The sequence below is a fragment of the Amycolatopsis kentuckyensis genome, assembly GCF_002155975.1.
Taxonomy (GTDB): domain Bacteria; phylum Actinomycetota; class Actinomycetes; order Mycobacteriales; family Pseudonocardiaceae; genus Amycolatopsis; species Amycolatopsis kentuckyensis.
Genome location: NZ_MUMI01000024.1, coordinates 1 through 26,389 on the forward strand (window position 1 = coordinate 1; position 26,389 = coordinate 26,389).

Below are 26,389 nucleotides of genomic sequence, written 5' to 3' on the forward strand. Positions count from 1 at the left end.
CGCGGGCCAGCCCGGCCAGGGCCTCGGCCGTGGCGTCGAGGTCGGCGGCGAGCGGCCGCAGCGTCCGGTCGGCGACCAGCATCATCGCGGTGTCGAAGATGTCCTGGCTGGTCGAGCCGCGGTGCACGTACTCGGCGGCACCGGGCGCGAGCTCGCCGACCGCCGACGTCAGCGTCTTCACCAGGCCGACGACCGGGTTCGCGGTCGCCCGCGCCCCGCGTGCCAGCTCGGCGACGTCGATCCGCGCCTTGCCCGCGGCCTCCGTGATCGCCTCCGCGGCCTCCGGCGGCACCGTCCCGAGCCGCGCCTGCGCCCGCGCGAGCGCCGACTCGGCGTCGAGCATCGCGCGCAGCCAGGCCTCGTCGCCGGTCGACGCTTCGGCCGGCGTACCGGCCCGCACCGGGGACAGGAGTCCGGAATCGGGGTCGACGCTCATGGCGCCAGCATCGCACGCGCCCGACCTCGGCGGCGGCCGCACAACCGGGTCTGGCACGCTCATCCGCCATGACCAGCGCCCCGTCCACGGAGGACACCGCCGGCTCCGAACCACGGGCCATCGCCGCCGAGCGGCTGACCTTCTTCTCGGACGCCGTCGTCGCCATCGCGATCACGCTGCTCGCGCTCGAGCTGCCGCTGCCGGAGGGCGCCACCAGCGCCGAACTGCTGCGGTCACTCGGTCATCACCAGTCCGAATACGTCTCCTTCCTGATCAGCTTCATCGTCATCGGTGGCCACTGGCGTGCCCACCACCGCCTGTTCAACTACGTCACCACGCTCGGCGGCGGCCTCGCCCGCCTCACCTTCGGCTGGCTCCTGATGCAGGTGATCATGCCGTTCGCCACCAAGGTGATCGCCGAAGACGGAGCGTTCGAGTTCCGGTTCGTCTTCTACGCCGTCGTGCAGGTCATCGCGTTGACGCTGTTCCTCCTCATGGCCCGGCAGATCCAGCGGAACCACCTCTACCGCGCGGACACCCCGCCGGAGCTCTTCGGCGCGGTCTACCGCGGGATCGGCGCGATGACGGCCGCCTTCGCCGTCTCGATCCCGGTCGCCTTCTTCACGCACTGGGCCTACGCGTGCTGGATCGTCGTTCCCCTCGTGGTCAACCTCCGTTCCCGCTTCCGCCGCCGGCCGGCAGCCGCCTGAGCCGTCACTCGCCCGTTACGCCGTCGATCCGCTCGCGGATCAGGTCGGCCTGGCCGATGTGCCGCGCGTACTCGCCGATCATCCGCAGCATCAGCCAGCGCAGGGTGAACGGTTCGCCGGTGCTGCGCCGGATGCCGGTCTGCTCCAGCGAGCTGGCCGCGACGATCTCGCGGGAACGCGCGCATTCGGCGTGCCACAACGAAAACGCCTCCTCGACGTCGCCGCCCAGATCCGTGAAGTCCTGCTCCGGGTCGTCGTCGGAGTAGTACAGGTTCGGGACGTCCTCGCCGGTGAACTGGATCCGGAACCACCAGCGTTCGCAGCCGGTGAGGTGCCGCAGCAGCCCATGCAGGGTCAATGTGGACGGTGGTACCGAGCGCTCGGACAGCCGCGCCGGATCCAGACCGGCGCACTTCAGCTCGAAGGTGCGCCGGTAGTAGTCGAGGCTCTCGGTGAGCGCCCGGCGCTCGTCCGCGACCGGTGCCGGGTCGGTTCTGGGCCCGGTCAGGCGCGGTGGAGGCGCCACCGGGATGGTGTGTTCGGTCATGTGCGGAGCGTCCCACAGGGGTCTGACAGTTTCGGTTCGCCGCTGTGGTCGGTGACCGGGCAACCTGCGCAAAACCCCAGTTCAAGCACGGTTTCGCGAACCCGGTAACGAATTTCGGGGCGCGACGATCTGATCTTCGTCACCCTGCTGCGCACGCCAGTTTCACCGGTCGGAGCGGCACCCCTCGGTTCGGAACCAGGAGATCACCAATATGCAGCGAACCGGACGAAGAACCGCCGTGCTGGCCGCGCTGACGACAGCGGCCCTCTGCGTCGCGCCCGCCGTGGCGTCCGCGGCCCCGCCCGCGAGCACGATCGACGTCAGCGCGACCACCGTGCGCGCGGGCACCACGTTCACGGTCACGGAGCAGCTGACCAACCCGGCGGACTTCACGGTCACGGGCGCGAAGGCGGCGCTCTACGTGAAGGAGAAGCCGATCGCCGACGTGGTGGACCTGGTCTCCTGCACCGGAGCGATCGCGCCGTGCGCGCCGTACCTCAGCAGCTTCCGCGGCGGCGTCGGCGACCTGGGCGCGGGCGAGAGCCGGACGGTGACGTTCACGTTGCGCGTCAAGGACGGCGTCGAGCCCGGCCAGTTCACGCTCCAGCACCAGTTCGCCGGCGACAACTACGCGTTCGGCGTGGAAGACGGCCCGGCCGTCACGATCGCCCCGCCGGACGAGGCCGACGTCAAGGTCGCGCTGACCGCCACCCCGCGTGCCAGTCTGGTCGCCCGGGTCGACTACGTGATCAAGGTGTCGAACACCGGCCCGGCCACGGCGACGGGCGTCCGCGTGACGGCCAACCCGGGTTCGGGCCGCACGATCGCCTCGACGACGGGCTGCACCCGCTCGGGCGCGACGCTGAACTGCGCGATCGGCACCCTGGCCTCGGGGGCCTCGACCACGGTGAAGTTCACGTCCGAAGGCGGCTTCTTCGCGTGGGGCGCGTTCACGGCGACGGCTCAGCGAGCGGCGAGCGCGCCGGCGGACCCGGAAGCGGCCAACGACAAGGCGTCGAAGAAGTGCACTGCCTACACGGGCCTGTTCGTCCAGTGCTGACGGCGTGACGTGCGGGGCCCGGCCCGGGCCCCGCACGTCCGTCCTCAAAGGAGCAGAGAGCGCGCTCGGCCGCGCACTGCGTCGGCGGTCTCGTCGACGGACTGGTCCGTCGTGTCGATGACGTGCCGCTCCAGTTCGCCGAGCCCCACAAAAGCGGCGTGCATCCCCTTCAGCGGCTCGACGTCGGTGAGTTCGGTCGCGTCGCGCGCAGTACCCCGCGCGAGGGTGACTTCGAGGCTCGGCCGGAGCACGACGTAGTAGAGGTCCAGACCGTCACGCTTGGCGGCATCCCGGAAGGGCGGCAACGCCCAGGGGCCGACAACCCCGTCGAGAACCACGTCGTAGTCCCCGCGCGCGTAGCCACCGGCGGCCTCGGCGATCACCCCGAGCACGACGTCGTTCTGCCGCGCGGCCTCAGGCAGGTAGGGCGGCACGAGACCGGTCCGGATCCACACGTAGAAGCTGTCGGTGTGCAGGTGAACGGTCGGCCGCGCGGCGCCGGTCGCCACCATCCGCGCAACGGTCGACTTCCCGGCACCGGGCGGCCCGGTGAGGATCAGCAGGGAACCAGCCATGCGGGCATCATGGCCAGCCGGCCGCCGAAGGACCAGTCTTGACCTTCGCCGGAGCGTCAGCCGGACCCGGTGTGCGAGGGCCGGGGCGGGACCTGGCTAAACTGGGGGCGCGGGCCGTTAGCTCAATTGGTAGAGCTGCGGACTTTTAATCCGTAGGTTCTGGGTTCGAGCCCCAGGCGGCCCACTCAAACTCCCTGGTCAGCGGCCTGTCGGTCGCCACCGGTCAAGATCGGCTCCCCGGGTTATCCCCGGTTTTGGGGTCCGACGGTTTATCCAAGAGCCTTTCGAGGGCCTGCGCCGTGATCGGGTCGACCGTCTTCCGGCCCGGGTAGGTGTCCTGCGTCATCGACACCCGCAAGTGGCCGAGGTAGTCCGCGATCAGCCGAGTCGGGACGCCCGCGTCGTCCAAGGCGGTCGCCGTCGTCTTGCGGAAGTTGTGCGACGTGAGCCACAGGAAATCGTCCGATCCCCGGATTTCGCGAAGGACCCGGAGGACGTTGTTCGGGTCCCGCAGCGTGCCGGTCGTGCTGGCGAAGATCGGGCTAGCCAGTGGCCGGCCATCCGCCGTCGCCTCGGCCCACCGCCGCTCCAGCAGTGCCAGCGCCCAGGAGGGCAGGGGGAGCGCGCGCATGCTCGACTCCGTCTTCGGACGAGGCTTGCGGAGCAGGCCCTCACCCTTGACCCGGACCACCGTATGCGTGATGTCCACCGTCCCCGCCACGAAGTCGACGTCCTCCCAGAACGTCGCCAGCGCCTCACCGACCCGGACGCCCGCCGCCATCATGAAGCGCGAGAGGTCCGGCAGGTCCCAGCGCCGGGCCTTCTCGTTGGCCTCGACACGCGCCAGCCACTTCGTGCGTTCCTCCGCGTCCAGGGCCCGAGGCTTCTTCTTGCTCTTCGGAATGCGCCGGGTGTCCCGCGTCGGGTTGCTGTCGATCGCGTCGTACCGCGCGGCCAGACCGAGCATCCCCGACAGCGCCGTCCTCGCAGTCTTGGCCGTCGACGGCCCGACGGTCCGTTGGAGAGCGCCGAGGAACCGGTCCAGCCGCATCACGGTCGCTTCGCGCACCCGCAGCTCACCCATACCCGGGACCACGTGGCGCTTGAGGATGGACTCATAGGCGTTGATGGTCGTCGGCGACTTGATGCCTTCCCGGGCGTCCTGCTGGACCTGTTCGATCCACACAGCCGCAAGATCCTTGAGCCGGGTTTCCCGCGTGATCTCCCCGGCCGTCGAGCCCTGCCAGTTGAGGAAGGCGGCACGAAGCCGGTTCGCAGCTTGGTTTTGGTCTTCCCCGAGCGCTCGACCTCACGCGTCTGGCCGTCGAAATCGCGGAAGAGCGCGCGAGCCCTTCGCAGTTGCCGAATAGCGGATCTCCCCGTACATCCCGATCTCCAGCTGAGGGCGAGGCATCACGCCACCTCATCCGACAGCTGGTCCACCCACGAACTGACGTCCTCCGGCCGGTACCGGACGTACTTCCCGATCCGACGGCCGGCCGGACCGTATCCCTTGGTCCGCCACTGATACAGCGTCGACACCGGGACGCCGAGGTAGTTCGAGACGTCCTCGACCGTCCACAGCCGACTGAACCCCGCGTAGTTGTTCATGCCTCCCCCTTCCAGATCAAGCCGCGAGCTGAGTTGCCGAAGTTTCCGGACCGTCCCCTGGTGGTCCGGCGGCAGCGAGTAGCGCGCGGTCGTACTCGGCCTTCCAGGTGATCCGCTCGGCGCTACTTCCGAGGTCAGGAGGCCCGCACGTACGTGCGTGAGGCCGAGGCTGCGAACGTCGAGATGCAGGTCGAGCACAAGACGACCAAGACGACGGCGCCGGCCAGCATCGCCGAGCGGCTTGGCATCAACGAGGGCGACCCGGTGACCTGCACCCGCTACTTCATCCGGATGGGGAACCCGCCGCAGCCAGTCACGAGCAGCCTGGCGTGGGAGCCGCTGGCCCTTACGGGCGGGATGGACATCGAGCTGCCGCACGAGGGTCCGCACGCCGACAAGGGCATCGTCGACCGGTTCTCGACCATCGGGCACGAGGTCAACCAGGTCGAAGAACGCCTGGACATCCGCACACCGACGGCTGAGTAGGCCAAGCTTCTCGACATCCCGGCGAATCGGCCAGTTGTCCAGATTGCGCAAACCTTCCGAGTTGCCGACCGATTTGGCGCCGAGGACGACTTCGCAGTGGAGACAGCCGATATTCTGCTCCCGGCAGATCGTTACGAACTTCGCTACGTGATGGACGTTCGCTGACGGCTAGTTGTTCTCGGTGTCAAGCGTTGGTTCATCTCCGGACTTAGCGGGAATTTTCAATGAGGAAGGCTCACTGTTGGATCCGGACTTGTCGGCAACGTACATCTTTTGCGCGGCCTGCAGGAGCAAGGAATGCTGCATTGCTTCTGGTAGTGGCGCGATCATTGCTCCAATTGTGCTGTGAGTGATCGCCGAGTCGGTCAGCTTCCATGCTCGACGTCGATGGTTTCGCGATTCCAGTGTGGCATAAATAAACATCGGTCCGCCGATCAGCGGTGCAAGAACCCTAATTATCGAAGCAAAGGTACTTTCTGTGGGATTGTAGATCGAGATGATGATGATTGTCGCGATCAAGCCAGAAATTAGAAAGCCGGTAATAAGGGCAATCCACGTCCATTTTCGTGCAGACTTTGTCTCCGCCTCGGCAGACTCAGAGTAGTATTTAGAAATTTTGTCGTTAGCGACCATTGATGCTGCAAGCTTCGCTGAATCAACGAGCTTTTCGAGTTGCAAGAGGTGATCCTTTGACTTGGATTCTTCCCCGCTTCGGATCGCCTCGATCGCTTCTGCGACCTGTTCTTGGGATTTCGCTAGCGCGACAGTCTTCTCGCGTTGAAACTCGGAGAGAAACGCATTCAAGGCTTCCATTTGAGAGTTGCGCATATCTTGGAGAGAATCACCGAGGGACGAGATGTGAAGCGTCTCTCTTGTGACTCGGTCGTGAAGGTCCTTGATGTCTGCGTTTGTTCGGCTAATGGACTCTTCAAGCCTCGCGGATGAATGCCGTGCATGCAGGGCAAGTTCGGAAAGATCGCGTCGAGTGTCCTCGGATACTCCTAGGGCATCACGGAGTAGTGCAAATGCAACATTCTCGATCTTGCTAGAGTACTCGTTCAGTTTGGATAGCGGCGGACTGACGGACTCCCAGGTAATGACCTCCATGCTGCTAATTGTCTGAGCTTGTTGGCTTGCCAGGTCGCTGAATCTCTGAATAGTTTTAACTGCGGCCGAATTTACGCCACTGAGTCGGATCGAGCGTAGCGACTGCTCTGCCCTCTCAAGACTCTTCAATATCACGTCGCCTTGCCCGACGATATAAACGTCATCGTTGCTTCGTCGCGAATCGATCCTGCGCTTCATTCGCAGGACGGAGTTTTGTGCACGGGCAACCGTGGCGAGTGTCTCTGAGACTACCTCATCAAGTGATTCGACTGGGACATTTTCTCCGCCTGCAACTCTTCTCTTCGCAGAGTTCTTTTCTGAGGTAGTCAACCTAAGTCCTTAATTGAAAAATGACGTCAAGTAGGTGGCATGCTTGCCGAACTTGGCTCTATGGGATCAAGGGCGCGCCGTCGGGCGGCGCGTCGGTCGCTTGGCGTAACTGCTCCCGTTGGCGACCACGCCCGTGCCCAGCACGGCCGGCTCCGCTCCGCTCTGCCGACCGGCTGGGCGGCGTGGCCGCCTTCGGTGCAGCTGCGCAGCGCCGCCCGCCGACGGCGCGTCTGAGCCCTTCAGTCAACGTCGAGCCTCCCTCGCCGATGAGTCGTACAACCCGGGTCGCCGTCGGACCTGACCGCGTTACGCCCGTTCGGCGGTAAGCACCATCCCGAAGCTTGATCGTGACAACGGCCGGAGGCGTCGAGTCAAGGCTGGAAGGCGTGCCTTGACCCGACGCCCCCGGCCGCGTGCTGGCTTCGTATCGGGATGGCGGGGGGAGGTGTGGGCGGTAGGGTGAGGAGGCACGGGCCGGTCACGAGGCCGTGAAGCGGGCATGATCATCTCCCCGGTTTTCCCCCGGGAAACGACGCAGAACGACGAGAACCAGCGACCAAGCATGATCATTTGGCGCGGACGTTCATACAGGTGAAGACTGGTATCGACAGATGACGAGAACTAGCCGCTGACCTGGGCTTATTCTCCGTAGGTTCTGGGTTCAAGCCCCAGGCGGCCCACTCGATCGACATCCCTGCTGACCAGCGGGGATGTTCGTGTCTGTGGACCTCGCGAGCTTCGACGCGATCTTGGGCGGGCTCTCGTAGCGCTCTGACCAGCGCGTCGGATCGGCTGACCGAGTGCGTTGAGGAACAGGTATCCGACCGCGTCGCCGAACAGCGGGTCACGGCCGGCGTCGTGGTGGCGGCGCAGCGGGTCCCTTCAAGCCGAAGCTCCCCGACTGTGAGGTCGTTCACACGCGGTCACAGCCCAGTGGAACGCGGTGTCTGGTGGGCATGACGAACAAAGAACAGACCTCCGTGTTGATCACCGGAGGCAACAAGGGACTCGGTTTCGAATCGGCCCGGCGGCTCGGGGAGCGGGGCTGGACGATCTTCCTCGGCTCACGGGACGAAGGCCGGGGCCAAGCGGCCGCCGACAAGCTCGCTGCGGGTGGCGCGAACGTCGTACTGGTCCCGCTGGACGTGACCTCCGACGAGTCGGTGGCCGAGGCCGTGCGGCTCGTTCGGAAGCACACCGACCGGCTGGATGTGCTGATCAACAACGCCGGTGCACCCGGAAACGCCGTCCCGCCCGCGGATGCGACGGCCGACGAGATCCATTCCGTCTACGACACCAACGTTTACGGGCCGGTCAGGATCACGCACGCGTTCCTGCCCCTGCTGGCAGCGGCGGACCATCCGCGGGTGGTGATGGTGTCCAGCGGTGGCGGTTCCTTCGCGGTCATGGCCGATCCGACGCAGCCCGTCTCGAAGATGCACGAACTCGCCTACAGCTCGTCGAAAGCGGCGCTGAACATGATCACCGTCCGGTACGCCCAGGCGCTGCCGCACATCAAGTTCAACGCCATCACCCCCGGCGAGGTCGTCAACCGCAAGTACACCGCAACCGACATGAACAACCACACCGGCCAGCTGACGGTCACCGAAGGCACCGACCCGATCATCAAGCTCGCGACGCTCGGCGCCGACGGGCCGACCGGGATCTTCATCGATCGCCTCGGTCCCGTTGGCTGGTAACCGCAAACCGTAGAAAGGAGGACTACGGTGGCCGCCGCCGGAAGGCTGTCATTCCTGCTCGTTGATGAGGCCGGCGTAGTGGCCCAGGTCCCGCTCGATCTCCTCGAGCCCGATCTCGGCGATGGCTTTCCCGAGCCGCGGCACCCGTGCCTGGAACCCCGGCCAGGTCACCGATTCGGCGAACTCCGCCCACGATGCGCGCACGTCGGCCTCCGGCGGCAGGGTGGCCCGGTTTATCTGGGTCTTGGCGCCCAGAACGGACGCCTTGTCGAAGGAGGCGATGCGCGCCGCGATCGTGGTGACGAAGTCGTCGAGTTCGGCGTCGGCGACGGCTCGGGTCACCCAGCCGTACCGCTCGGCGCGCTCGGCGTCGTAGTCCTGGCTGGTGAGGATCGCCTCCAGCGCGCGATCCCGGCCCAGCAGCCGAGGCAGGCGGTCGCCGCCACCTCCGCCCGGGACGATGCCGATCGCGACCTCGGGCTGGCAGAAGAACGCGTGCTCGCGGCTGGCGTAGCGCAGGTCGAAGGCCAGGGCCAGCTCGTCACCGCCGCCCCTGGTCCGCCCGCGGATGGCGGCGATGCTGACGAACGGAGCCTGGGTCAGGCGGAGGGACAGGTCGACGAACAGCGGCGTCGAACCGGCGCCGGTCAATGCCAGGAGCTCGGGGACCTGGCCGAGGTCGGCGTGGTTGAAGAAGTAGCCGGGCGTGCCGCTGTCGAAGATGACGACCTGGACCTCTTCGTCCTGGCTCAGCTCGTCGACGACCTCCGACAGTTCGGCGACGGTGTCCGCGCCGACGACGTTCACGGGTGGGTTGGTGAAGGTGACCTTGCGGATCTTCGGCGTCACGGTGTGGATGGCGAACTGTGCCATGGGTTTTCCTTTGCTGGACGGGTTCAGGCGGCGAGGAAAGCGCTTACCTGGATGGCGAAGTCCTTGGCGTGCTGGAAGAGGAAGGCGTGGCCGGCGTCGCCGTAGATGACGAGGGTGGCGTCGGCCAGGTGCTGGACGGCGACGTAAGCGCTGAGGGCGGGGATCATGGCGTCGCGCATGCCGGTGGCGTAGAGCACGGGGTGGGTGATGGCCTCCAGGTCCGCTCGGGTCCGGTCGAACGGGATCGCCGCGCTCTTGCCGATCGCGGCGAACTGGTTTGCGCCCGCCGTCTCGGACACCTCGGGGCGCCCGGTGGCGAGCCGGCGGGCGACCCGGGAGAGGTGGGCGTGCCCGGCCGCGCGTCCGGTGTCGGTGTCGGGGAAGAACAGGGAAACCAGGTCGTCGGGGCCGACCTCGGGCCGGCTGAGGACGGCCCGCACCTTCGGGTCCGGGTCCGGGGCGCCCGGTACCCGGCCGTCCAGGTTGCTGGCCGCGAGGATCAGCTTGCGGACCAGGTCGGGCCGGCGACGGGTCAGGTACTGGGCGACGAGGCCGCCGAGGGTCCAGCCGAGCAGGTCCACCCGCGGCAGGCCCAGCGCCTCGATGAACTCGATGGCGCCGTCGGTGAACCCCTCGACGGAGTCGCGCGGGGTGCCGGTGCTGTAGCCGACTCCGATGTCGTCGAACACGATCACGTCGTGCTCGGCGGCCAAGTGGTCCAGCAACTGCGGGTCCCACCAGTCGATGGTGCCCCGGAACCGGTTCAGCAGGATCAGGGGGACGCCGCCGCGCGGGCCGATGCGCCGGTAGGCGAACGTCGCGGAAGGACCGGCCACGAACCGGGTTTCGGCCGTGTCCGCCGGTGAGGTGCTCATGCGGGCAGCCGGTTGAGCTTGCGGATCTGCTGGTCGAAGATCCGGGCCGGGGCAAAGCGGCGCAGGGTGTGGACGCGGCCCGTTTGCCCGGCGGCGTAGCGCAGCTTCGGCTTGGCATCCGTCGCGGCCGCGACAACGGCCTTGGCCACGACGGTGGGGTCGTCGCCGTTCTTCACCGCTTCGGCCATCTGCTGCTCGAAGGCGCGCCGCTGCCGGGCGTAGATCGGCAGCGGGTGGTCGGGCTGGGTGGCGTTGGCCTCGAAGGAAGTGTTCGTCCAGGCGGGCTCGACGAGCAGGACCCGCACACCGTGCTCGCGGACCTCGTGGTCCAGGGACTCCGAGTAGCCCTCGATCGCGTGCTTGGACGCGGCGTAGACGGCCATGTAGGGCATCGGGATGAACCCGACGATCGAAGAAATGTTGACGATCCGCCCGCGGCCCTGGGCGCGCATGTGCGGCAGGACGGCCTTGGTCATCCGGATGACACCGAAGACGTTGATGTCGAAGACGTGCTGGTCTTGGGCGATGGAGCTTTCCTCGGCGGCACCGCCGGAGCCGAACCCGGCGTTGTTGACCAGGACGTCGATCCGGCCGGACCGCTCGATCACCTGCCCCACCGCGGCGGCGACGGACTCGTCACCGGCCACGTCGAGATCGATGAAGCTCACTCCGTGCAGCGGGGCGGCTTTCGACGCGTCGCGGCTGGTGCCGACCACGTCGTAGCCGGCTTCGACCAGCGCCAGGGCGGCGGCCTTCCCGATGCCGGAGGACGCGCCCGTGACGAGGGCTACTGGTTTGTTCGTTGTCATCGTGGACTCCTGACTGTTTTTCTCAGCGGTCGAGGAAGGTGTTGACCTCGGTGCCGAACGTGACGGCGTACTGGAAGAGGAACCCGTGGCCGGCGTCCGGGTAGAGGTGCAGCTGGGCGTTCGGGAGGCCCTTGGCCAGCAGGCGGGAGTTCGCCGGCGGCATCAGGATGTCGCTCTCCCCGTCGGCGACCAGGACCGGCTGGAACAGCGCGGCGAGGCGCACCAGCTTGGACTTGTCGGGGATGCCCCACTCCGACCACGCGGTGAGCTGGGCGTCGCGGGTGGCGAGACTGGCCGGGGCGTCGCGATCGGTGGTGCGCCCGCCGAGGCGCTGCAGGAACTCCGCGCCCGCGGCCTGGCTGGACGCGGTGTTCTTGAAGAACAGGAAGAGGAAGTCCGCCGGGCCGGGGTTGTCCCTCAGCGCACCCTCCAGCACCTTGGGGTCGGACGCGCGCTGGTCCACCCCGCCCTGGGGGCCGGTGCCGGCCAGCACGACGCGACGGACCTGCCACGGGCGGCGCAGCGCGACCTCCTGCGCGACCTCGCCGCCGAGGGAGAAGCCGAACAGGTCGTAGCGGGACAGCTTGAGCGCGTCGACGAAGCCGATGGCGTCCAGGCTCATCTGCTGGACGGTGCTGGGCGTCGTGCCGGTGGAGCCACCGACACCGGCGTTGTCGACGAGGATGACTTCGCGCTTGGCGGCGATGGTGTCGACGAGCTGGGGGTCCCAGTTGTCCAGGGTGCCGCGGTAGTGCTGGAAGAAGACCAGGGGAACGCGGCCGGCGCCGGGGTTGCCGAACCGGCGGTACTGGTAGGTGACACCGTCGGCGGCCGTGACGCGCAGATTGGGGGCGGTCGTGGCCGTGGTGCGCGGGTGGTCGCTGACGGCGCTCGCCGCGCTCGGTGCCGCGCCGGCGACAGCGGCGAGCGACACGGCGGCCACTGCCACGGCGAGGCGCCGGGAGACACGGGCACGAAATTCGGGTGAGGGCATGGCAATTCCTTGCGTCAGGCCGGTGACATCTCCGGCGCGCGAACCCGTCGAGCCTCGCCGGCGTTGCGCCGTACCGGTGCAGCGAGACCCTCGATCGGTTTCACCAAAGTATCACTTAGGTCCGTTAGCTGCAACACGGACGTATCAGATAAGGAGGGACAAGTAGCGTTCGCGTATCCTCTACCTGCGGCCGAGTCGCGACAGAGACAGGAGACAGCCATGGGCCGAGCACTGCGGGCGGATGCCGAGCGCAGTGTGCGCGCGATTCTGGAGGCGGCCGAGCGGGTCCTCGCGGAGGACGCCGGCGCTTCGATGGAGCAGATCGCCGAGGCGGCCGGGCTGACCAGGATCACCGTCCACCGCCGTTTCGCCAACCGGCAGGCGCTCCTGGAGGCACTCGCCCTTTCCGCGAAGCAGCAGCTCATCGAAGCGATCGAAGACGCCCGTCCGGCCGCCGCGCCCGCGCTCGTCGCGCTGCACCGGGTGACCGCGAACGTCCTGCGCGTCAAGAGCACGTGGCGGTTCACCCTCAGCCACGCCAATGCCCACACCAGCGCCGCGGCCGCGCTGTGGGAAGAGATCGACGGCCACACGGTCGACCTGATGGTCCGCGCCCGGCGCGAAGGACTCCTCGGTCCCGACGCCGACCTGGACTGGGCGCGCCAGGTGTACTACGCCTTGCTGGGCGAAGCCATCAACAAGCCGGACACCCAGGACCCGGACGAGCTGGCCACGCTGGTGATCGACACCCTCCTGCACGGCACCGGACCGCGCAGCTAGGGCGAGCGGTCCTGCCGGCCCGGGTCTTCGACCGCATCGTCCGCAGGGCTCAACCGGATGCCGAACTGAAGGACCCGCTCCGCGAGCAGTCCCGCCGCGACCCGAGGATCGCGGCGGGGCCGTCTCTCAGAGCGCGGACTGAAGGTAGACGTCCCGGGTCAGGTTCGTGATCCGGGCGGCGGAGTCCTGCCAGGACAGCGTGGTCGGCTCCAGGGTCAGCACCACGACGATCTTGCAGTTGCCCTCGCCCACCGTGCCGCTCGTGTGCATCGCGCGGCTGGTCAGGTCGATGTCCTGGACGCTGAACGTGCTCTTGTCGCTGACCGTGCCCTCGCCGCTGGACGCGATCGCGGTGGCCGCCTTGACCTCCGGGGAGCGGAGTACGCGCAGCACATTGGCGTCCGTCTCCTGGCATTCCTGACCGGGCGCCGGCGCGGCGCCGAAGCCGGACCAGCCCTGCTTGACCGCCCTCGGGCCGGGCACCGCGCTCGGAATGCCGAACGACTGGTCGAAACCGTCCGAACCGCACTTGGTCGACTTCGCCAGGTTGCCCATGATGAAGTCGCGGTACTTCGGGTTCGCGTCGTGCAGGATGTACTGGTAGGTCTTGGCGATGTCCGCGGCGCTGATCGCCGTGTAGCCCCACTTGCCGCGGCTGGCGGGCGGCGCGGTGTCGGTGAGACCGATCTTGGCGACCATCCGCTTGACGATCTCTTCCCAGCCGTCGCGCACCCACAGCGTGCTGGCGGCGTCGTCGTTGCTGGAGCGCAGCATCGGCTCGAGCAGCGCCAGGTCGTCGGCCGGGATCTCGTAGTCGGGGCCGTGGGATTCGAGGTAGTCGAGCGCGATGAACAGCTTGACCAGGGAGGCCGAGCGGTACTGCTGGTGCTCGTCGGAGCCGAAGGTCTGGCCGGTCTCCTGATCGACGACGAAGTAGCTGGCGGTCATCCCCTCGGGGAGGTCCACCGAAGACGTGACCGCCGAAGCCGGCCCGGCCGCCATGGTCACAGTTGCCACGACACCGGTTGCGATCGTTGCCAGACGCCGGATTTTGCCCACGTGAACCACCCCAGATCCGCTAGATCAACTTTGTTGGGGGGTCACCCTATCGGGTTAGTCGCGCCGATGTCGGGTGGATCCTCGGAGCATTCGAAAGCCGAGGTCAACGGTCCAGCGCCACCACCTTGGTGTTCGGCTGCTCGGTGTTCCGCCGCGTCTTCGCCCACCCGTTGCGCCCCCGGATCAGGCGGAACACCGCCCGCCACACTGTTATGTAGAACGTGTAGATGTAACACGCATATCCCAGCCCGTACGCGATTCCGCGCAACGGCCCCGATCGAGGCTCGCAGTGCTTGCGGTAAACCGGCCCCCAGATCAGGAACGGCAGCAACCCCGCGATGCCGTACATCAGCAGGAACTTCCACGCCCCGCCCGTGAACCACGCCCACACCGCCGCCGGCTCGGTGACCGCGTGGATCGTCAACAGCACCAACGGGATCGGGTACACCACGCTGCCCAGCAGTTGCATCCACGGCTGGGCCAGGTAGTAGAGCATCTCCGCCGCGCCGAACGTCGTCAGGTGCGGGGACTTCCAGATCCGGCGGGCGTACCGCGCGCACTGCATCGTGCCCTGGCTCCAGCGGGTGCGCTGCGCCAGGAACCGCCGCATGCTGTACAGGCCTTCCTGGTCGACGTGCGTGTCGACGCTGAAACCCGTCTTCCAGCCCGCCGTCAGCAGGTGGACTCCGAGTTCGAAATCTTCGAGCAGCGAGCCGCGCCAAGGTCGGCGTTGGGGGCCGGCGATCGAATCGAGTGCGGACAGCCTGGTGAACTGGCCGTTGCCGCCCATCGCGATCGTTCCCGTGTGGCCACGGGACATCTGGATCGCCGCGATCGCCGTGCGGAACTCCAGGTCCTGCATGCGCACCAGCGCGCGGCCGAACCTGCGGCGCAAGCCGTTGCCCGCCCCGGGCGCCGTGCCGCGGTTGCCCATCCGGACGTCGATCTGGACCGCGCCCACCGACGGGTCCCCGAAGAGGTGCGGCGCCGTGCAGACGTACAGGCAGTTCCACGCCGGCCTGCCGTCCGCGTCGACCACGACGACGATCGTGTTCGCGCCGTCGTCGTGGTGGCCGACCCACGCGCGCAGGGCCCGGTAGGCGGCGTTGAGCGCGTCGCTTTTGCCTGTGCGGGCGTGGGGACGGCGGCGGGCGACCACGTGCAGCTGGGGATCCCGCCGGCTCTGGAGCCGGCGCACGACGTCGAGGGTCCGGTCGTCGGAATGGTCGTCGATCGCCCAGACGTGGGCGGCCCGGAACCGCGTCCGCAGGTACCGGATGGTGTCGCCGATGACTTGTTCTTCGTCCCGGCACGGCACGAAGAAATGCCACTGGAACAGTGTCGGATCGCCGGGCCAGGTGGGTCGGTGCCGCAGGTAGGGCACGATGATCGCGCAGACGTAGAGGACGAACGCCGCGCTCATGACAATCGCGAACGCCTGCGTGAAGCTCAGCAATAACGACAGGCTCATTACGTCGCTCCGGGGAAGAAGAATCAGGGCGCCGACGCGCACGATAACCGGGTTGCGCTGCGCACTTCTTGGCGGGGTTGATCACCCGTTCAGGCGTCCGTTGTTCAGGGGGTACAACGGTTTTGGCTGTGACCAACTCGGGCCGGTAACCGCTGGCGGCCGACTCAAACCCCACTATCAGGTGTACCTGGAGCGCCGCGTTTGCGCCCTTTGTCGCGCCGCCGATACTGTCTTGATCAATTCATTCGCGGTTCCTGCGGTGCGGCGTGCGTCGGTGAGCGTCGTGCGCGACGCGGTCATGTGAAAAATCGGAGAAAAAATCGTGTATCGACCTGGAATCGGCGGCGTCGTCGGGGGCGGCGGACTGCTCGCGACGACCGGAGCGAATCTGACGTGGTGGATTGTCTTCGGTGTCGTCAGCCTCGTTTTGGGCGTTGTGCTCGTCCGGTCCGCCCGGCGCCGCGCGCAGGCCGCTGACTGACGTTTTCGTCCCCCCACCCAACTCCCGGCAGAAGCCGCGAAGAACACGAACAGGAGAACGACTGATGCATCCTTGGGCCAAGCGCGGGCTGCAGTCCGCGATGTTGGCCGGCGGCCTGATGATGCTGGGCACCGGCATCGCGTCCGCCGAGGAGCAGGTCAACCCCGACCTCGCCCCGTCGCCGCTGGACGGTGGCGCGTCCGTGCCGATCCAGATCCGCAAGATCAACCTCGGCACGCCCGCCGGTGAGGCGCCGCTGCCGCTCGACACCGACGCCGACATCACCACCGGCACGGTGCTCCACGACTCGAGCAAGCCGCTCGCCGGCGCTCTGCTGGGCAACGTCGTCAAGCCCGACGTCTCGGCTCCGGTCCAGATCACGGGCTGGGCGGTCGGCGCGGGCGGCGACTCCCACGTCGTCAACGACTCGCAGCAGATCCACCAGCAGGGCGGCCCGATCACCACGACCGGCGAGGGCAAGCCGATCGCCGGCAACGTCGTCACCGCGCCGGTGACGGCTCCGATCGGGGTCAACAACCTGGCCTTCGGCACGCTGTCCAACGCGACCGTCGACGGCTTCGCCAACCAGGACAGCACGGTCGGCGGCCCGGTCACGACCAACGGCGACAACGGCGTCGTCTCGGGCACCATCGCCGCGGTCCAGGGCGCGCTGCCGATCGGCGTCAACAACACCGCCGCCGGCTGGGGCGGCACCGGCACGGTCAACACCACCACGACCCAGGGCGCCCACTCGCCCGGTCAGCTGGCCACCAGCGGCACGGACAGCGTCGCCTCCGGCACCGTCGCCGGGGTTCCGCTGGCGGTGCCGGCCCAGGTCGACGGGACCGCGGCCGCCTGGGGCGGCAAGGCCACCGCGAACACGGTCAACACCGTTCTCGCCGAGGCCGGCACGTCCGAATCCGTCCTGCGGGGCGCTCCCGAAGCCGGGCCGTACGCGACCACGGCCGGCGCCGGCTCGCTGGCCGGCGGCACCGCGCTCACCCCGGGCGCGGCGGCTCCGGTCGCCGTGAACGGCACCTCCGGCCCCTGGGGCGGGCTCACCCACGCCGACTCCGTGAACAACCTCAACGCGAACGCCGGCGGTGGCACGGTCACCGACGGCGTCAAGTCCGTCGGCGGCGGCACGGCCGCCGGGGCCCCGGTGGCCCTGCCGGTCAACGTGCTCGGCACGGCCGGCGCGTGGGGCGGCGAGGCCTTCGCGAACTCGGAGAACAACGTCGGCTCGGTCGCGGGCGGCGAGCTCGTCACCGACGGCACCGGCGCGCTGGCGGCCGGCAGCGTCGTCCACCCGCAGGTGGCCGGCCCGGTCGAGGTCAACTGCACGACCGGTCCGTGGGGCGGCATCACCGGCACCACCTGTGCCAACGACTACTCCGCGCAGGCCGGTGGCGGCGACGCGACCGACGGCGACCACTCGGTGGCGAGCGGCACCGTCGCCGACGCGCCGGTCGCGCTGCCGGTGACCGGCAACCACAACTCCGCCGCGTGGGGTGGCCTGGCCGACGCGATGGGCGCCAGCTTCGTCGACTCGACGGCCGGCGGCGACGTCTACACCGGCGGCGAAGGCTCGGTCGCCGGCGGGACGATCGCGCACCCGCAGGTCGCGGAGCCCGTCGTGGCCTCCTGCAACACCGGCGCGTGGGGCGGCATCACGTCCACCCACTGCACGCACGAGAACACCGCGCACGCCGGCGGCGGCCAGGTGACCGACGGCGACGCCTCGATCGTCGGCGGCACCGTCGCTGACGTGCCGGCGACGCTCCCGGCCCAGGTCTGCGGCACCGCGGGCGACTGGGGCGGCATCTCCACCGCCGAGTGCTACACCACGGTCGACTCCGTCGTCGGCGGCAACACCTACGACCACGGTGACGACTCCGTGGGCGGCGGCAACATCGTCGGCCCGTCGCTGGCCGGCGACGCCGACGTCATCTGCAACGCCGGCGCGTGGGGCGGCATCCCGACCTCGTCCTGCTCCAACGCCGAGAACGTCGTCGCGGGTGGCTTCCAGGGCACTTCGGGCAACAACGCCGTCGCGGCGGGCAACCTCGTCGACGCGCCGCTGGCGACGCCGGTCGAGGTGCTCAACGGCGCCTACGCGTGGGGCGGCATCCCGACCTCGACGATGACCGAGCACAAGTGCCTCACCTCGGGCGGGGACAACAACACCGACGACGACGGCGGTGTGGTCTCGAGCAACATCGTCACCGCGCCGGAAGCGATCGGCGCCCAGGTGATGAACATCGCCGGGGCGTGGGGCGGCAACCCGACCAGCCACGGCGACTTCCTCACCCACGTCCACGCGGGCGGCGCCGACTCGGCGACCGGCAAGGGCGGCGCCGTCTCCGGCAACATCGTCGACCAGGCCGGCTCGCTGCCGGTGCAGGTCAACACGATCGGTGCCACGTGGGGTGGCCTGGCCGAGGCGACCGGCACCAACGTCACGGAGTTCACCTCCGGCGCCCCGAACTACGCCGACGGCGACCAGGGCGCGGTGGCCGGCAACGTCGTCGAGGCCCCGATCGGCGGCGCCGGCCAGGTCAGCAGCTGGGCGGTGTCCTGGATCGGGGGCGCGGTCACCGACGCGGACAACGACATCAGCTCGCACGCCGGCGGCACCACGTACACGTCCGGTGTGGACGGTGCGATCGCCGGTGACGCCGTCGCCGCGCCGATCCAGCCGCTGGTCCAGGCGACCGGCCAGTCGATCTCGCTGATGGCCACCACGGCCAACCACACCGAGAACACCGACGACCTCGTCTCCGGTGGCCCGATCGTCACCGACGGCACGGGCGGCGCGCTCTCGGGTGACATCCTCTCGGCCGACCCGCAGGCGATGCCGCAGGTCTACGGCCTGGGCATCTCCGCCATCGGGTCCGCGGCGAACGACGTCCAGAACGACGTGACGGCGACCGACGGCGGCGACGAGACGACGGCCGGCAGCGGTGGGCTCAGCGGCGCTCTGCTCGACGTGCCGGTCGCGGCCGACCCCGAGGTGTTCCGCTGGGGCGTCGGTGCGCTGTCGACGGTGGACAACCACGTCGACAGCACGGTGGACAGCCAGGTCAGCGGCACACCGACGGCGACGCCGGCGGTGCAGGTCCCGGTGGGCCTGGTGCCGCAGGTGAAGAACGTGACGGTCCCGGTCCTGGCGGAGGTGCTCAACACGGGCACCGACACGACCGACGTCGTGGTCGGCCGGACCGAAGCCGCGCACATCCCGGTGGAGCTCGACCTGACCGGTGCGCTCGGCGGGGTGTCGCCGCTGGCTCGCGACGACGTCTCGGCGCGGACCGACGCGCCGGGCCTCGGCGCCGACGGCCTCGGCGGCGCGATGGAGCTGCTCGGCAACGGCTCGGCGCAGGTCCTCGGCCAGACCACCGGCGCACTGGGCTCGGCGTCGGGCAAGACCCTCGGCGGTCTGCCGGCCACCGTGGCCGGTGCCACCGGGCACGAGTCGCGCAGCGACAGCCCGTCGGTGCCCGGGGTGTCTTCGGTGTCCGGGTTGCTCGGTGGCAGTGTGCTGCCGCAGGTCACGTCGCCCCACGTCGCGCTGCCGGGTGTGCCCAGCGCGCCGCGGGCGGACGTGCCGGTGGTTCCGGTGGTGTCCGGGGCGGCGGGCAGCAGCCTGCTGTCGCCGGTGAAGCAGCCGCGCATCTCGGTGCTGGGCCTGCCGCTCCAGTAGTGATCGGCTTCGGCTTCGGCCTCGGCTGAGCGAAATCGGGGCCCTGGAGCGAACCGCTCCAGGGCCCCTTCGCCGTTAGGGTGGCGGGCATGGACGCGACCAGGTGGCTCATCGTTGTCCGGCACGCGAAGTCGGACTGGTCGGAGGGCCTGCCCGACCACGAGCGGCCGCTCGCGCCGCGCGGCCTCCGTGACGCGCCGAGGCTCGGCCGGTGGCTCGCGGCGGAGGGGCACGTGCCCGGGCTGGTCGTCTGCTCCACCGCGCGGCGCACCCGGGAAACCTGGCTGCGCGTGAGCGACGAACTGCCCGCGCCGCCGCCCATCGAGTACGACGACGACCTCTACGGCGCCGACGTCCCCGAGTTCCTGGCCGCCGCTCGCCGGACGCCGTCCGACGTCACCACGCTCGCGCTCGTCGGGCACGAGCCCGGCGTCAGCGACCTGACCCTGCACCTCGCCGGGCACGGGGACGAGACCCTGCCGGTCCAGACCAAGTTCCCCACCGGCGCCGCGGCCGTGCTCGCGACGACGGATCCCTGGGACGCGCTCCGCACCGCCCGGCTCGTCGCCTTCTTCCGGCCGCGCGACTTCACCGGCTGACTTGGTGGTCTGAACCAGGCATTGCTTCGGGCACGTTCACATGCGTACCCTCCATTCACTCACAGGTCTGATGTTCATATTTGTGAATGGAGCGGACATGGTTTTCCGCCACACCGTCGTGGCCGCGCTCACCGCGCTCGGCCTCGTCGCTTCCGTTGCCGCGCCGGCCGAGGCCGCGTCGCGACCCACCGGCTGCACCGTCCCGGTCATCGGGGCGGTGTGCGCGCCGGCCACCGCAGTCCTCGACGGCAAGCAGCTGCTTCGCACGAAGTTCGCGGCGCTCGTGGGGGAAAAGACGTCCCGCACCGCGTTGAACAACCTGCTCGCGGCCGCGAAAACCGACCTCACGGCGGGGCCGTGGAGCGTCACGGCGAAGAAACAGGTCCCGCCCAGCGGGGACAAGCACGACTACCTCAGCCTGGCGCCCTACTGGTGGCCGACGACGCAGCCGACCGCGGAAAACCCGTGGGGCTGCCCGTTCGTGCAGCGCGACGGCCAGCGCAACCCGATCGTCGACGAGATCACCGACCACGCCTACCGCGGCCAGGCGTTCGCCGCGATCTACCGGCTCGCGCTCGCCTGGTACTACACCGGCGACGCGCGGTACGCCCAGCGCGCGGCCCTCGACCTGCGCACGTGGTTCCTCGACGCGGCCACGAAGATGAACCCGAACATGAACTTCGCCCAGGGCATCCCGTGCAAGGTGGACGGCCGCGGCATCGGCATCATCGAGTTCTCCTACACGCTGAGCCAGGTCGTGGACGCCACCGCGATCCTGGCCACCGGCGCTCCCGGCTGGACGAAGACCGACCAGGCCGGCATGACCGGCTGGTACACGCAGTTCCTGGACTGGCTCCGCACCAGCAAGAACGGGACCGACGAGGCCAAGGCCCAGAACAACCACGGCAGCTTCTACGACATGCTCGTCGCGGCGCTCGCCCTCGGCACGGGACAGCGGGACCTGGCCGCGGCGATCGCCCGGGACGCCGGACCGAAGCGGATCGCCCCGCAGATCCAGGCCGGCGGCTTGCAGCCGCAGGAGACGAGCCGGACCCGCAGCTGGCACTACTCGGCGTTCAACCTGGTCGCGCTGACGCGGCTCGCGCAGATCGGCCAGCACGTCGGCGTCGATTTGTGGCACTACACGGCCCCGAGTGGAGCGACGCTGTTCGCCGCGGTGGACTTCCTGATCCCGGGAGCCACGCAGGGGCAGCCGGCGTGGCCGTATCCGGAGCTGGACTTCCGGCCGTACGCGGCACTGGACGTCCTGCACGCGGCGGCCGACGCGGGCGACCGCGCCGCGCGGACGGCTCTGCCGCGAGTGCCGGTCGAGCCGGGCGGCGACCTCTACCCGGTGCGGCCGGCCGCGGAACAGCTCGACGACATTTCCACGTCCTGACGGGAAAAGGGCCCGGCCATTCGCGGCCGGGCCCTTTCCCGTGGGAAATCAGACGCCGGCCACCTGCGAAATCCAGCTGCGATAACGCGTGATGTTGGTGTAGGCGGTGTTGTTCGACCGGTCGCTGGTCGACGCGACGCCGACCTGACGGCCGGAGGCGAACATCGGGCCACCGGAGTCACCGCCGGCGGTGATGCCGTTGACGCGGTTCGCGCACACGGCGACGCCGCCGGTGTAGTCGCTGCAGCTGATCGAGTTCACCCGCACGGTCGCGACCTTGAGGTACCGCGACTGGCAGTTGATCTCGGAGCCGCACTGGCTGGTCGCGCCCCAGCCGTAGACGGAGACGTTCTGGCCGACCGAGACGTCACCGACGCTGCCGAGCGGCGAGTAGGTGGCGTTCACCGAAGTGGTGAGCCGGACGATCGCCAGGTCGGCGGAGCCGGGGTAGCGCGTGATGGTGGAGCCGGTGGCCATCGTGCCGCCGCTCGACTGGTCCAGGCTGCCGATGCGGAACGTGTAGGTGCCGGAGCTGCTGACGCAGTGCTTGGCGGTGAGGATGTACTGCGGGGCGATGATCGTCGCGGTGCAGTTCTGCTGGCCGTTGACGAACAGCCGGGCGGCCCAGGGGCCGCTGGTGGCGGTGCTGCCGCCGATGATCGACGGCTGGGCCTGCGGGGTGCTGTCGGCGGCCGCCGGACCGCCGAGGCCGACGACGGCCAGTGCGGTGCTCGCGGCCAGCAGGACGAACTTGCCGAATTTCACGCTCACTCCTTTTCACGCGGGGGAGAACCGCGTGGGGGGAAAGCCGGTGGGGACCGAACTCGAAGATTGTCCGAGTTGCCGGTGAATGTCCGGAACCGACGAAAGTCGCCGGTCGAATCCGTATTTATTTCCCGGAGTGGGCTACGTGCAGTTCCCGTACTGTTCCGCGCGCTTGGGGGCAGTTGCGCGCTTGGTGCCTGTCGGCTGCGTGCGGGCCGACGATCAGGCGGCGACCTTCACCGGGGCGGTCTTCCGCAGCCAGTACAGCCCGACGACCGGCAGGGCCAGCGGGATGAAGAGGTAGCCCTCGCCGTAGACGGACCAGACGGTCGGGTGCCGGAAGGCGGCCGCGTCGACGAGGCTCAGCGTGCCGATCGTCAGCACGCCCAGCAGCTCGATCGAGCAGGCGACGAGGGCCACGCGCCACCAGCCGTCACCACGCCGGGCCAGCGCGACGGTGGCGACGATGTAGACGGCCGCGGCGAACGCCGAGAGCAGGTAGGCGAGCGGGGCTTCGTGGAACTTCGTGCCGATCTGGACGCCGGCCCGCGACGTCGCGGCCAGCGCGAAGATCGCGTACACGGCGACGAGCACCCGCCCGGGGCCGCTGGCCGTCCTACGCTGTTGCTCCACTCCACACCTCGTTCAGTCGCAGCACCATCACCGGAACGGCCAGGCAGGCAATGCCGAGCACGGCGGTGCTCGACCGGCTCCGCTCGGCCAGCGCCCAGGCAGCGCCGACGGGCAGCACGACCAGGCAGCCGATCAGGTAGGCCAGGTAGGTGGCCAGGCTGCCGGGCCGGTCACCGCCGGCGAGCAGCACGATCCCGATCACCAGCTGAACGACCAGCAGCAGCTCAAGAACCGCGAGCGCGATCAGGAGCGGGTTGTCCGGAAGCCGGTTCCGAGCCGACTGGACGAAGCTCCAGAGCGCGACGAGCGTGGCAGCCACGGCGACCGTCACGGCGAATCCGAAGATCACCCGTTCCTCCTTCCGGTCCGCCGCCGTCAACTTACTCCGTGGTACCGGCGGGCCCGGCCGCCGAGGTGCCGCGGGCGTGGCGTGGACCACCGCGGTGATCGTGCGGCCACGGTGCCCCTGACCTGCTCGGGCTCCATCGGGAAAATAGATCACGGTCCGGACTTGATGGCATTGTGCCAATTTGGCGGAGTTTTTGGAGCTGTCCTTGGGTGGACCTGCGGAAATGCTGGAAGGATCTTCATGTTACGCCACTATGGTGTGGTGATCCGACTGGACAAAATCACCCTGGGTTCGACTACCGGCCGGTAGACGCCCTTTTTGCCTACCTCGGATAGCCCAGTTGAACCGCCGGGTTGGCGGATTGGCTCAGAGCTGTCCGGCATGGGGGAATATTCATCGTCCCAGGACCGTGGCGTCCGGGGGATCGCACGGAGGGGTATCTCGGATGGACCTGCGCTACGAAGCATTTTGCTTCGCCGACCCGTTGTTCTACGACGAACAGCAGGAAAACGGCGCGCCGGCCGAGAATCTCACCACGACACTGCCGACCACCGGCTGGATGACCACCGACCGCGGCGTGTGGCGCACAGCACACCCTGTGGGTCACGTTCTTCCGGCTCAGGGCTGGCAGATTCACGTCTCCGCAGGTCTGGACGACGCAAGCCGGGTCCTTGCGCAGGTATGTGAGTGCTGCCTCGAGCACGCGGTCGCCTACAAGCACCTCCGCTCGTTGGTGACGCTGCACGCGCGGAATTCGAAATACGCATCCGGCGACAGCGGGGTCGAACTGGCCACCATTTACCCGGTCGACCACAACGAACTCGAGCGAGTGCTCACCGCCCTGTCAACGCGGCTGGAGGGTGAGCACGGCCCAGGCATTCCGAGTGGATTGCGGTACGGCGATGGCCCTCTCTACGTACGTTACGGCGGATTCGCCGACCAGTGGGTCGAACACAACGGCAACCGTGTCCCGGCGGTCCGCAAGCCCGACGGCCGACTGGTCCCCGAGAAGCGCGAACCGGCGTTCTCCGTGCCCGACTGGGTCAAGCTCCCAGCCTGTTTGCGAAGCAGCGCGCCCACGCGTCAAGGAGGTGCCTCGGCCCGCATCCCCTACAGGTTGGTGAGGCCACTGCGCGTATCGAACGGCGGCGGCAGCTACCTCGCCGACCCCAAGGCGGGCGGCGACCAAGTCCTCCTCAAGGAGGCCCGACCGTACGCGGGTCTCGACGAGGCGAGGACCGACGCCGTCGAGCGGCTGCGCCGAGAGCACGAAGTGCTCGGCCGGCTCGTCGGCATCCCGGGCGTGCCGCGGGTCGTCGAGCAGTTCACCGTCTCAGAGCGCCACTACCTGGCCACGGAGTACCTGCCGGGTACTTCGCTGGCCAGCTGGCTGGCCCGCAACTACCCGCTGACCAGGAGCAGGACAACGACCGCCGACCTCACGGCCTACGCGCGGCGCGCGCTGGACATCGTCGCGCGAGTGGAGAAGGTGATCGCGGAAGTCCACGCCCGCGGCATCGCCTTGGGTGATTTGCACCCCCTGAACATCTTGATCGACGAGGACCACCACGACCGCATCTTCCTGACGGACTTCGGCACGGCATTCGACGCCAAGTGCGCCGACCGCCCAGCCCCGGGCACGCCCGGCTTCCGTGCGCCGGCCGACCGCACTGGGTTCGAGGTCGACGAGCACGCGATCGCAGCGTTGCGGCTGTGGCTGTTCTTGCCGTCGTCGCCACTGGCCGAGCTCGCGCCGGCGAAGCTGCGCCGGATTGCCGACTTCGTAGAGCGCCGGTTCGCGCTGCCCGAGGGATACGCGGACGCCGCGGTCGCGGTGCTGGCCCCGCGTGACGTCCCCTCTGAGCGGGCATCGGCCCACACCGAGCTCGATCACGACAAACCGGATTGGCCGCTCGTCCGCAAGCAGATCGTCGAGGCGATCCTGGCCAGCGCCACCCTGTCGCGCCAGGACCGGCTGTTCGCCGGGGACATCGAACAGTTCGCCGTCGGCGGTGCGTGCTTCGGTGTCGGTGCTGCCGGCGTGCTGCACGCCCTCGACGTCGCCGGTGCCGGCCGCTTCCCCGAGCACGAACGCTGGCTGATCGACGCGGTCCGTCGTGAGCCGCCGACCCGGCCCGGCTTCTACGACGGCAGCTCCGGCATCGCCTACGTGCTGGAGAACTTCGGGTATCACGACCAAGCCGGCAAGCTGATGGCGTCGACTGCGCGGCTCGTCGAGCAGACGAGCGACCACTCCCTCGAGAGCGGCCTGGCCGGCATCGGGCTGACCATGCTGCACTTCGCGACGGTCCGTCAGGACAACGAGTACGGCCGCCAGGCGCTGACCACTGCCGTCCGGCTGGCCGAAGCGCTCGAGACTGCGGCGCCGCCGGGCAACTCGGCTCGTGCCGGCCTGCTGTCGGGTTGGTCCGGGCCGGCGCTGCTGTTCATCCGGCTCTTCGAGCGCACCGGTGAGCCGGCCTGGCTCTCGTTCGCCGACCAGGCGCTGTGTCGCGACCTCGAAGAATGCATCGAGGTCGACGACGGCTCGCTGCAGGTCCGAGACGGCGCCGCCCGAACGGTGCCCTGCGTCGGTGTCGGCAGCGCCGGGATCCTTCTGGTCGCCGAGCAGCTGGCGCGGCATCTCCCGGCCGCAGAGGCCGTTGACAGCCTTCCCGCCTTACGCGAGGCGTGCCTCGGCGAGTTCGTCGCCCACCCGGGCTTGCTCAACGGCCGGTGCGGGCTGGCGGTCACATTGGCCGCGAGCCCGGACGCAGAGCAGCCGAGCCGTGCGGCGGCGATCGACCGGCACCTGGCGTGGCTGGCTCGGTACGCGGTGCCGTACAAGGGCGGCCTCGCGTTCCCGGGCAACCGGTTGCTGCGCCTCTCGATGGACGTCAAGACCGGCGGGGCGGGAGTTCTCCTTTCTCTTGCTTCGCTCTTCGATGGCAAGGAGGTGTTGCCCTTCCTGGGCAGCACCCCCTCTTCTGCGGCCACTGGTCGCTGAGCCGGCCCGTCATCACCGCCGAGAAAGAGT

Annotated in this window: 24 protein-coding genes and 1 tRNA gene; 10 read left to right on the plus strand and 15 right to left on the minus strand. The window is 68.9% G+C overall.

Annotated elements, in window-relative coordinates; genetic code table 11:
* Positions 1–436, minus strand: a 436-nt coding sequence (locus CCN39_RS02255) for a lyase family protein (RefSeq protein WP_244210579.1), incomplete at its 3' end; no start/stop codon positions are given.
* Positions 437–504: 68 nt separating this feature from the next.
* Here CCN39_RS02255 and CCN39_RS02260 point away from each other — a divergent pair.
* A complete protein-coding gene (locus CCN39_RS02260; RefSeq protein ID WP_086838140.1) occupies positions 505–1,146 on the plus strand; it encodes a TMEM175 family protein in 642 nt (213 codons plus the stop codon).
* Between the two features lie 4 nt (positions 1,147–1,150).
* Here CCN39_RS02260 and CCN39_RS02265 read toward each other — a convergent pair whose 3' ends face one another.
* Positions 1,151–1,693, minus strand: a complete 543-nt coding sequence (locus CCN39_RS02265) for a DinB family protein (protein ID WP_086838141.1) — start codon at positions 1,691–1,693, stop codon at positions 1,151–1,153.
* A 211-nt stretch (positions 1,694–1,904) separates the two neighbouring features.
* On the opposite strand from CCN39_RS02265, the gene CCN39_RS02270 reads away from it, so the two are divergent.
* Positions 1,905–2,753, plus strand: a complete 849-nt coding sequence (locus CCN39_RS02270; RefSeq protein ID WP_208630109.1) for a COG1361 family protein — start codon at positions 1,905–1,907, stop codon at positions 2,751–2,753.
* A gap of 44 nt (positions 2,754–2,797) precedes the next feature.
* On the opposite strand, the gene CCN39_RS02275 is transcribed toward CCN39_RS02270, so the two are convergent.
* Complete coding sequence (locus tag CCN39_RS02275; RefSeq protein WP_086838143.1) at positions 2,798–3,328, minus strand: AAA family ATPase; 531 nt, start codon at positions 3,326–3,328, stop codon at positions 2,798–2,800.
* Between the two features lie 111 nt (positions 3,329–3,439).
* On the opposite strand from CCN39_RS02275, the gene CCN39_RS02280 reads away from it, so the two are divergent.
* Positions 3,440–3,512, plus strand: a tRNA-Lys gene (locus tag CCN39_RS02280).
* A gap of 39 nt (positions 3,513–3,551) precedes the next feature.
* Here CCN39_RS02280 and CCN39_RS50995 read toward each other — a convergent pair.
* The gene (locus CCN39_RS50995; protein WP_244210580.1) at positions 3,552–4,514 is read right to left on the minus strand and encodes a site-specific integrase; all 963 of its coding nucleotides are present in this window, start codon (positions 4,512–4,514) and stop codon (positions 3,552–3,554) included.
* 227 nt (positions 4,515–4,741) lie between these two features.
* Positions 4,742–4,939 carry a helix-turn-helix transcriptional regulator gene (locus CCN39_RS02290; protein WP_086838144.1) on the minus strand — a complete coding sequence of 66 codons (198 nt, stop codon included), beginning with the start codon at positions 4,937–4,939 and terminating at the stop codon, positions 4,742–4,744.
* Between the two features lie 153 nt (positions 4,940–5,092).
* Between CCN39_RS02290 and CCN39_RS02295 the strand changes: the two genes are divergently transcribed.
* The gene (locus CCN39_RS02295) at positions 5,093–5,425 is read left to right on the plus strand and encodes a hypothetical protein (RefSeq protein ID WP_086838145.1); all 333 of its coding nucleotides are present in this window, start codon (positions 5,093–5,095) and stop codon (positions 5,423–5,425) included.
* Positions 5,426–5,593: 168 nt separating this feature from the next.
* Here CCN39_RS02295 and CCN39_RS49160 read toward each other — a convergent pair whose 3' ends face one another.
* Positions 5,594–6,730, minus strand: coding sequence for a hypothetical protein (locus CCN39_RS49160; RefSeq protein WP_208630110.1), 1,137 nt, complete (start codon positions 6,728–6,730; stop codon positions 5,594–5,596).
* A gap of 1,088 nt (positions 6,731–7,818) precedes the next feature.
* Here CCN39_RS49160 and CCN39_RS02300 point away from each other — a divergent pair.
* A complete protein-coding gene (locus tag CCN39_RS02300) occupies positions 7,819–8,562 on the plus strand; it encodes an SDR family oxidoreductase (protein WP_086838146.1) in 744 nt (247 codons plus the stop codon).
* 48 nt (positions 8,563–8,610) lie between these two features.
* On the opposite strand, the gene CCN39_RS02305 is transcribed toward CCN39_RS02300, so the two are convergent.
* From CCN39_RS02305 to CCN39_RS02320, 4 genes are read right to left on the minus strand one after another with little or no spacing between them, the layout of a single operon-like run.
* Positions 8,611–9,435 (minus strand): enoyl-CoA hydratase/isomerase family protein, encoded by an 825-nt coding sequence (locus CCN39_RS02305; RefSeq protein WP_086838147.1) that lies wholly within the window; start codon positions 9,433–9,435, stop codon positions 8,611–8,613.
* Between the two features lie 23 nt (positions 9,436–9,458).
* Positions 9,459–10,310, minus strand: a complete 852-nt coding sequence (locus tag CCN39_RS02310) for an alpha/beta fold hydrolase (protein WP_086838148.1) — start codon at positions 10,308–10,310, stop codon at positions 9,459–9,461.
* Positions 10,307–11,119, minus strand: a complete 813-nt coding sequence (locus tag CCN39_RS02315; RefSeq protein ID WP_086838149.1) for an oxidoreductase — start codon at positions 11,117–11,119, stop codon at positions 10,307–10,309. The genes CCN39_RS02310 and CCN39_RS02315 overlap by 4 nt, the downstream gene beginning before the upstream one ends.
* Before the next feature lie 22 nt (positions 11,120–11,141).
* Positions 11,142–12,113: an alpha/beta fold hydrolase gene (locus tag CCN39_RS02320; RefSeq protein ID WP_086838150.1), complete on the minus strand. Its 972-nt coding sequence runs from the start codon at positions 12,111–12,113 to the stop codon at positions 11,142–11,144.
* 219 nt (positions 12,114–12,332) lie between these two features.
* Between CCN39_RS02320 and CCN39_RS02325 the strand changes: the two genes are divergently transcribed.
* Positions 12,333–12,893: a TetR/AcrR family transcriptional regulator gene (locus CCN39_RS02325; RefSeq protein ID WP_086838151.1), complete on the plus strand. Its 561-nt coding sequence runs from the start codon at positions 12,333–12,335 to the stop codon at positions 12,891–12,893.
* A gap of 126 nt (positions 12,894–13,019) precedes the next feature.
* On the opposite strand, the gene CCN39_RS02330 is transcribed toward CCN39_RS02325, so the two are convergent.
* Both CCN39_RS02330 and CCN39_RS02335 read right to left on the minus strand, forming a co-directional pair.
* Positions 13,020–13,910 carry a D-alanyl-D-alanine carboxypeptidase family protein gene (locus CCN39_RS02330; RefSeq protein ID WP_244210581.1) on the minus strand — a complete coding sequence of 297 codons (891 nt, stop codon included), beginning with the start codon at positions 13,908–13,910 and terminating at the stop codon, positions 13,020–13,022.
* A gap of 145 nt (positions 13,911–14,055) precedes the next feature.
* The gene (locus tag CCN39_RS02335; RefSeq protein WP_244210582.1) at positions 14,056–15,423 is read right to left on the minus strand and encodes an XrtP-associated glycosyltransferase; all 1,368 of its coding nucleotides are present in this window, start codon (positions 15,421–15,423) and stop codon (positions 14,056–14,058) included.
* 545 nt (positions 15,424–15,968) lie between these two features.
* On the opposite strand from CCN39_RS02335, the gene CCN39_RS02340 reads away from it, so the two are divergent.
* The 3 genes from CCN39_RS02340 (at position 15,969) to CCN39_RS02350 (ending at position 21,605) form a co-directional block, all read left to right on the plus strand.
* The gene (locus CCN39_RS02340; protein ID WP_086838153.1) at positions 15,969–19,607 is read left to right on the plus strand and encodes a beta strand repeat-containing protein; all 3,639 of its coding nucleotides are present in this window, start codon (positions 15,969–15,971) and stop codon (positions 19,605–19,607) included.
* An 89-nt stretch (positions 19,608–19,696) separates the two neighbouring features.
* Positions 19,697–20,206, plus strand: coding sequence for a SixA phosphatase family protein (locus CCN39_RS02345; RefSeq protein ID WP_086838154.1), 510 nt, complete (start codon positions 19,697–19,699; stop codon positions 20,204–20,206).
* A gap of 97 nt (positions 20,207–20,303) precedes the next feature.
* Positions 20,304–21,605, plus strand: a complete 1,302-nt coding sequence (locus CCN39_RS02350; RefSeq protein WP_086838155.1) for an alginate lyase family protein — start codon at positions 20,304–20,306, stop codon at positions 21,603–21,605.
* Between the two features lie 48 nt (positions 21,606–21,653).
* On the opposite strand, the gene CCN39_RS02355 is transcribed toward CCN39_RS02350, so the two are convergent.
* The 3 genes from CCN39_RS02355 to CCN39_RS02365 form a co-directional block, all read right to left on the minus strand.
* On the minus strand, positions 21,654–22,370 hold the full coding sequence (locus CCN39_RS02355; protein ID WP_086838156.1) for a S1 family peptidase: 717 nt from the start codon (positions 22,368–22,370) through the stop codon (positions 21,654–21,656).
* Between the two features lie 222 nt (positions 22,371–22,592).
* Positions 22,593–22,964 carry a hypothetical protein gene (locus CCN39_RS02360; RefSeq protein WP_086838157.1) on the minus strand — a complete coding sequence of 124 codons (372 nt, stop codon included), beginning with the start codon at positions 22,962–22,964 and terminating at the stop codon, positions 22,593–22,595.
* Between the two features lie 22 nt (positions 22,965–22,986).
* Positions 22,987–23,352, minus strand: a complete 366-nt coding sequence (locus CCN39_RS02365) for a hypothetical protein (RefSeq protein ID WP_086838219.1) — start codon at positions 23,350–23,352, stop codon at positions 22,987–22,989.
* A gap of 445 nt (positions 23,353–23,797) precedes the next feature.
* Here CCN39_RS02365 and lanKC point away from each other — a divergent pair, with 445 nt between their 5' ends.
* A complete protein-coding gene (gene lanKC / locus CCN39_RS02370) occupies positions 23,798–26,359 on the plus strand; it encodes a class III lanthionine synthetase LanKC (RefSeq protein ID WP_086838158.1) in 2,562 nt (853 codons plus the stop codon).
* The last annotated feature ends 30 nt before the right edge of the window (positions 26,360–26,389 follow it).

Coding starts and splice junctions, on each gene's coding strand:
- CCN39_RS02260 (WP_086838140.1), top strand. CDS start 505: ATGACCAGCGCCCCGTCCACGGAGGACACCGCCGGCTCCGAACCACGG.
- CCN39_RS02265 (WP_086838141.1), bottom strand. CDS start 1,693: ATGACCGAACACACCATCCCGGTGGCGCCTCCACCGCGCCTGACCGGG.
- CCN39_RS02270 (WP_208630109.1), top strand. CDS start 1,905: ATGCAGCGAACCGGACGAAGAACCGCCGTGCTGGCCGCGCTGACGACA.
- CCN39_RS02275 (WP_086838143.1), bottom strand. CDS start 3,328: ATGGCTGGTTCCCTGCTGATCCTCACCGGGCCGCCCGGTGCCGGGAAG.
- CCN39_RS02290 (WP_086838144.1), bottom strand. CDS start 4,939: ATGAACAACTACGCGGGGTTCAGTCGGCTGTGGACGGTCGAGGACGTC.
- CCN39_RS49160 (WP_208630110.1), bottom strand. CDS start 6,730: ATGAAGCGCAGGATCGATTCGCGACGAAGCAACGATGACGTTTATATC.
- CCN39_RS02300 (WP_086838146.1), top strand. CDS start 7,819: ATGACGAACAAAGAACAGACCTCCGTGTTGATCACCGGAGGCAACAAG.
- CCN39_RS02305 (WP_086838147.1), bottom strand. CDS start 9,435: ATGGCACAGTTCGCCATCCACACCGTGACGCCGAAGATCCGCAAGGTC.
- CCN39_RS02310 (WP_086838148.1), bottom strand. CDS start 10,310: ATGAGCACCTCACCGGCGGACACGGCCGAAACCCGGTTCGTGGCCGGT.
- CCN39_RS02315 (WP_086838149.1), bottom strand. CDS start 11,119: ATGACAACGAACAAACCAGTAGCCCTCGTCACGGGCGCGTCCTCCGGC.
- CCN39_RS02320 (WP_086838150.1), bottom strand. CDS start 12,113: ATGCCCTCACCCGAATTTCGTGCCCGTGTCTCCCGGCGCCTCGCCGTG.
- CCN39_RS02325 (WP_086838151.1), top strand. CDS start 12,333: ATGGGCCGAGCACTGCGGGCGGATGCCGAGCGCAGTGTGCGCGCGATT.
- CCN39_RS02335 (WP_244210582.1), bottom strand. CDS start 15,423: ATGAGCCTGTCGTTATTGCTGAGCTTCACGCAGGCGTTCGCGATTGTC.
- CCN39_RS02340 (WP_086838153.1), top strand. CDS start 15,969: ATGCATCCTTGGGCCAAGCGCGGGCTGCAGTCCGCGATGTTGGCCGGC.
- CCN39_RS02345 (WP_086838154.1), top strand. CDS start 19,697: ATGGACGCGACCAGGTGGCTCATCGTTGTCCGGCACGCGAAGTCGGAC.
- CCN39_RS02350 (WP_086838155.1), top strand. CDS start 20,304: ATGGTTTTCCGCCACACCGTCGTGGCCGCGCTCACCGCGCTCGGCCTC.
- lanKC (WP_086838158.1), top strand. CDS start 23,798: ATGGACCTGCGCTACGAAGCATTTTGCTTCGCCGACCCGTTGTTCTAC.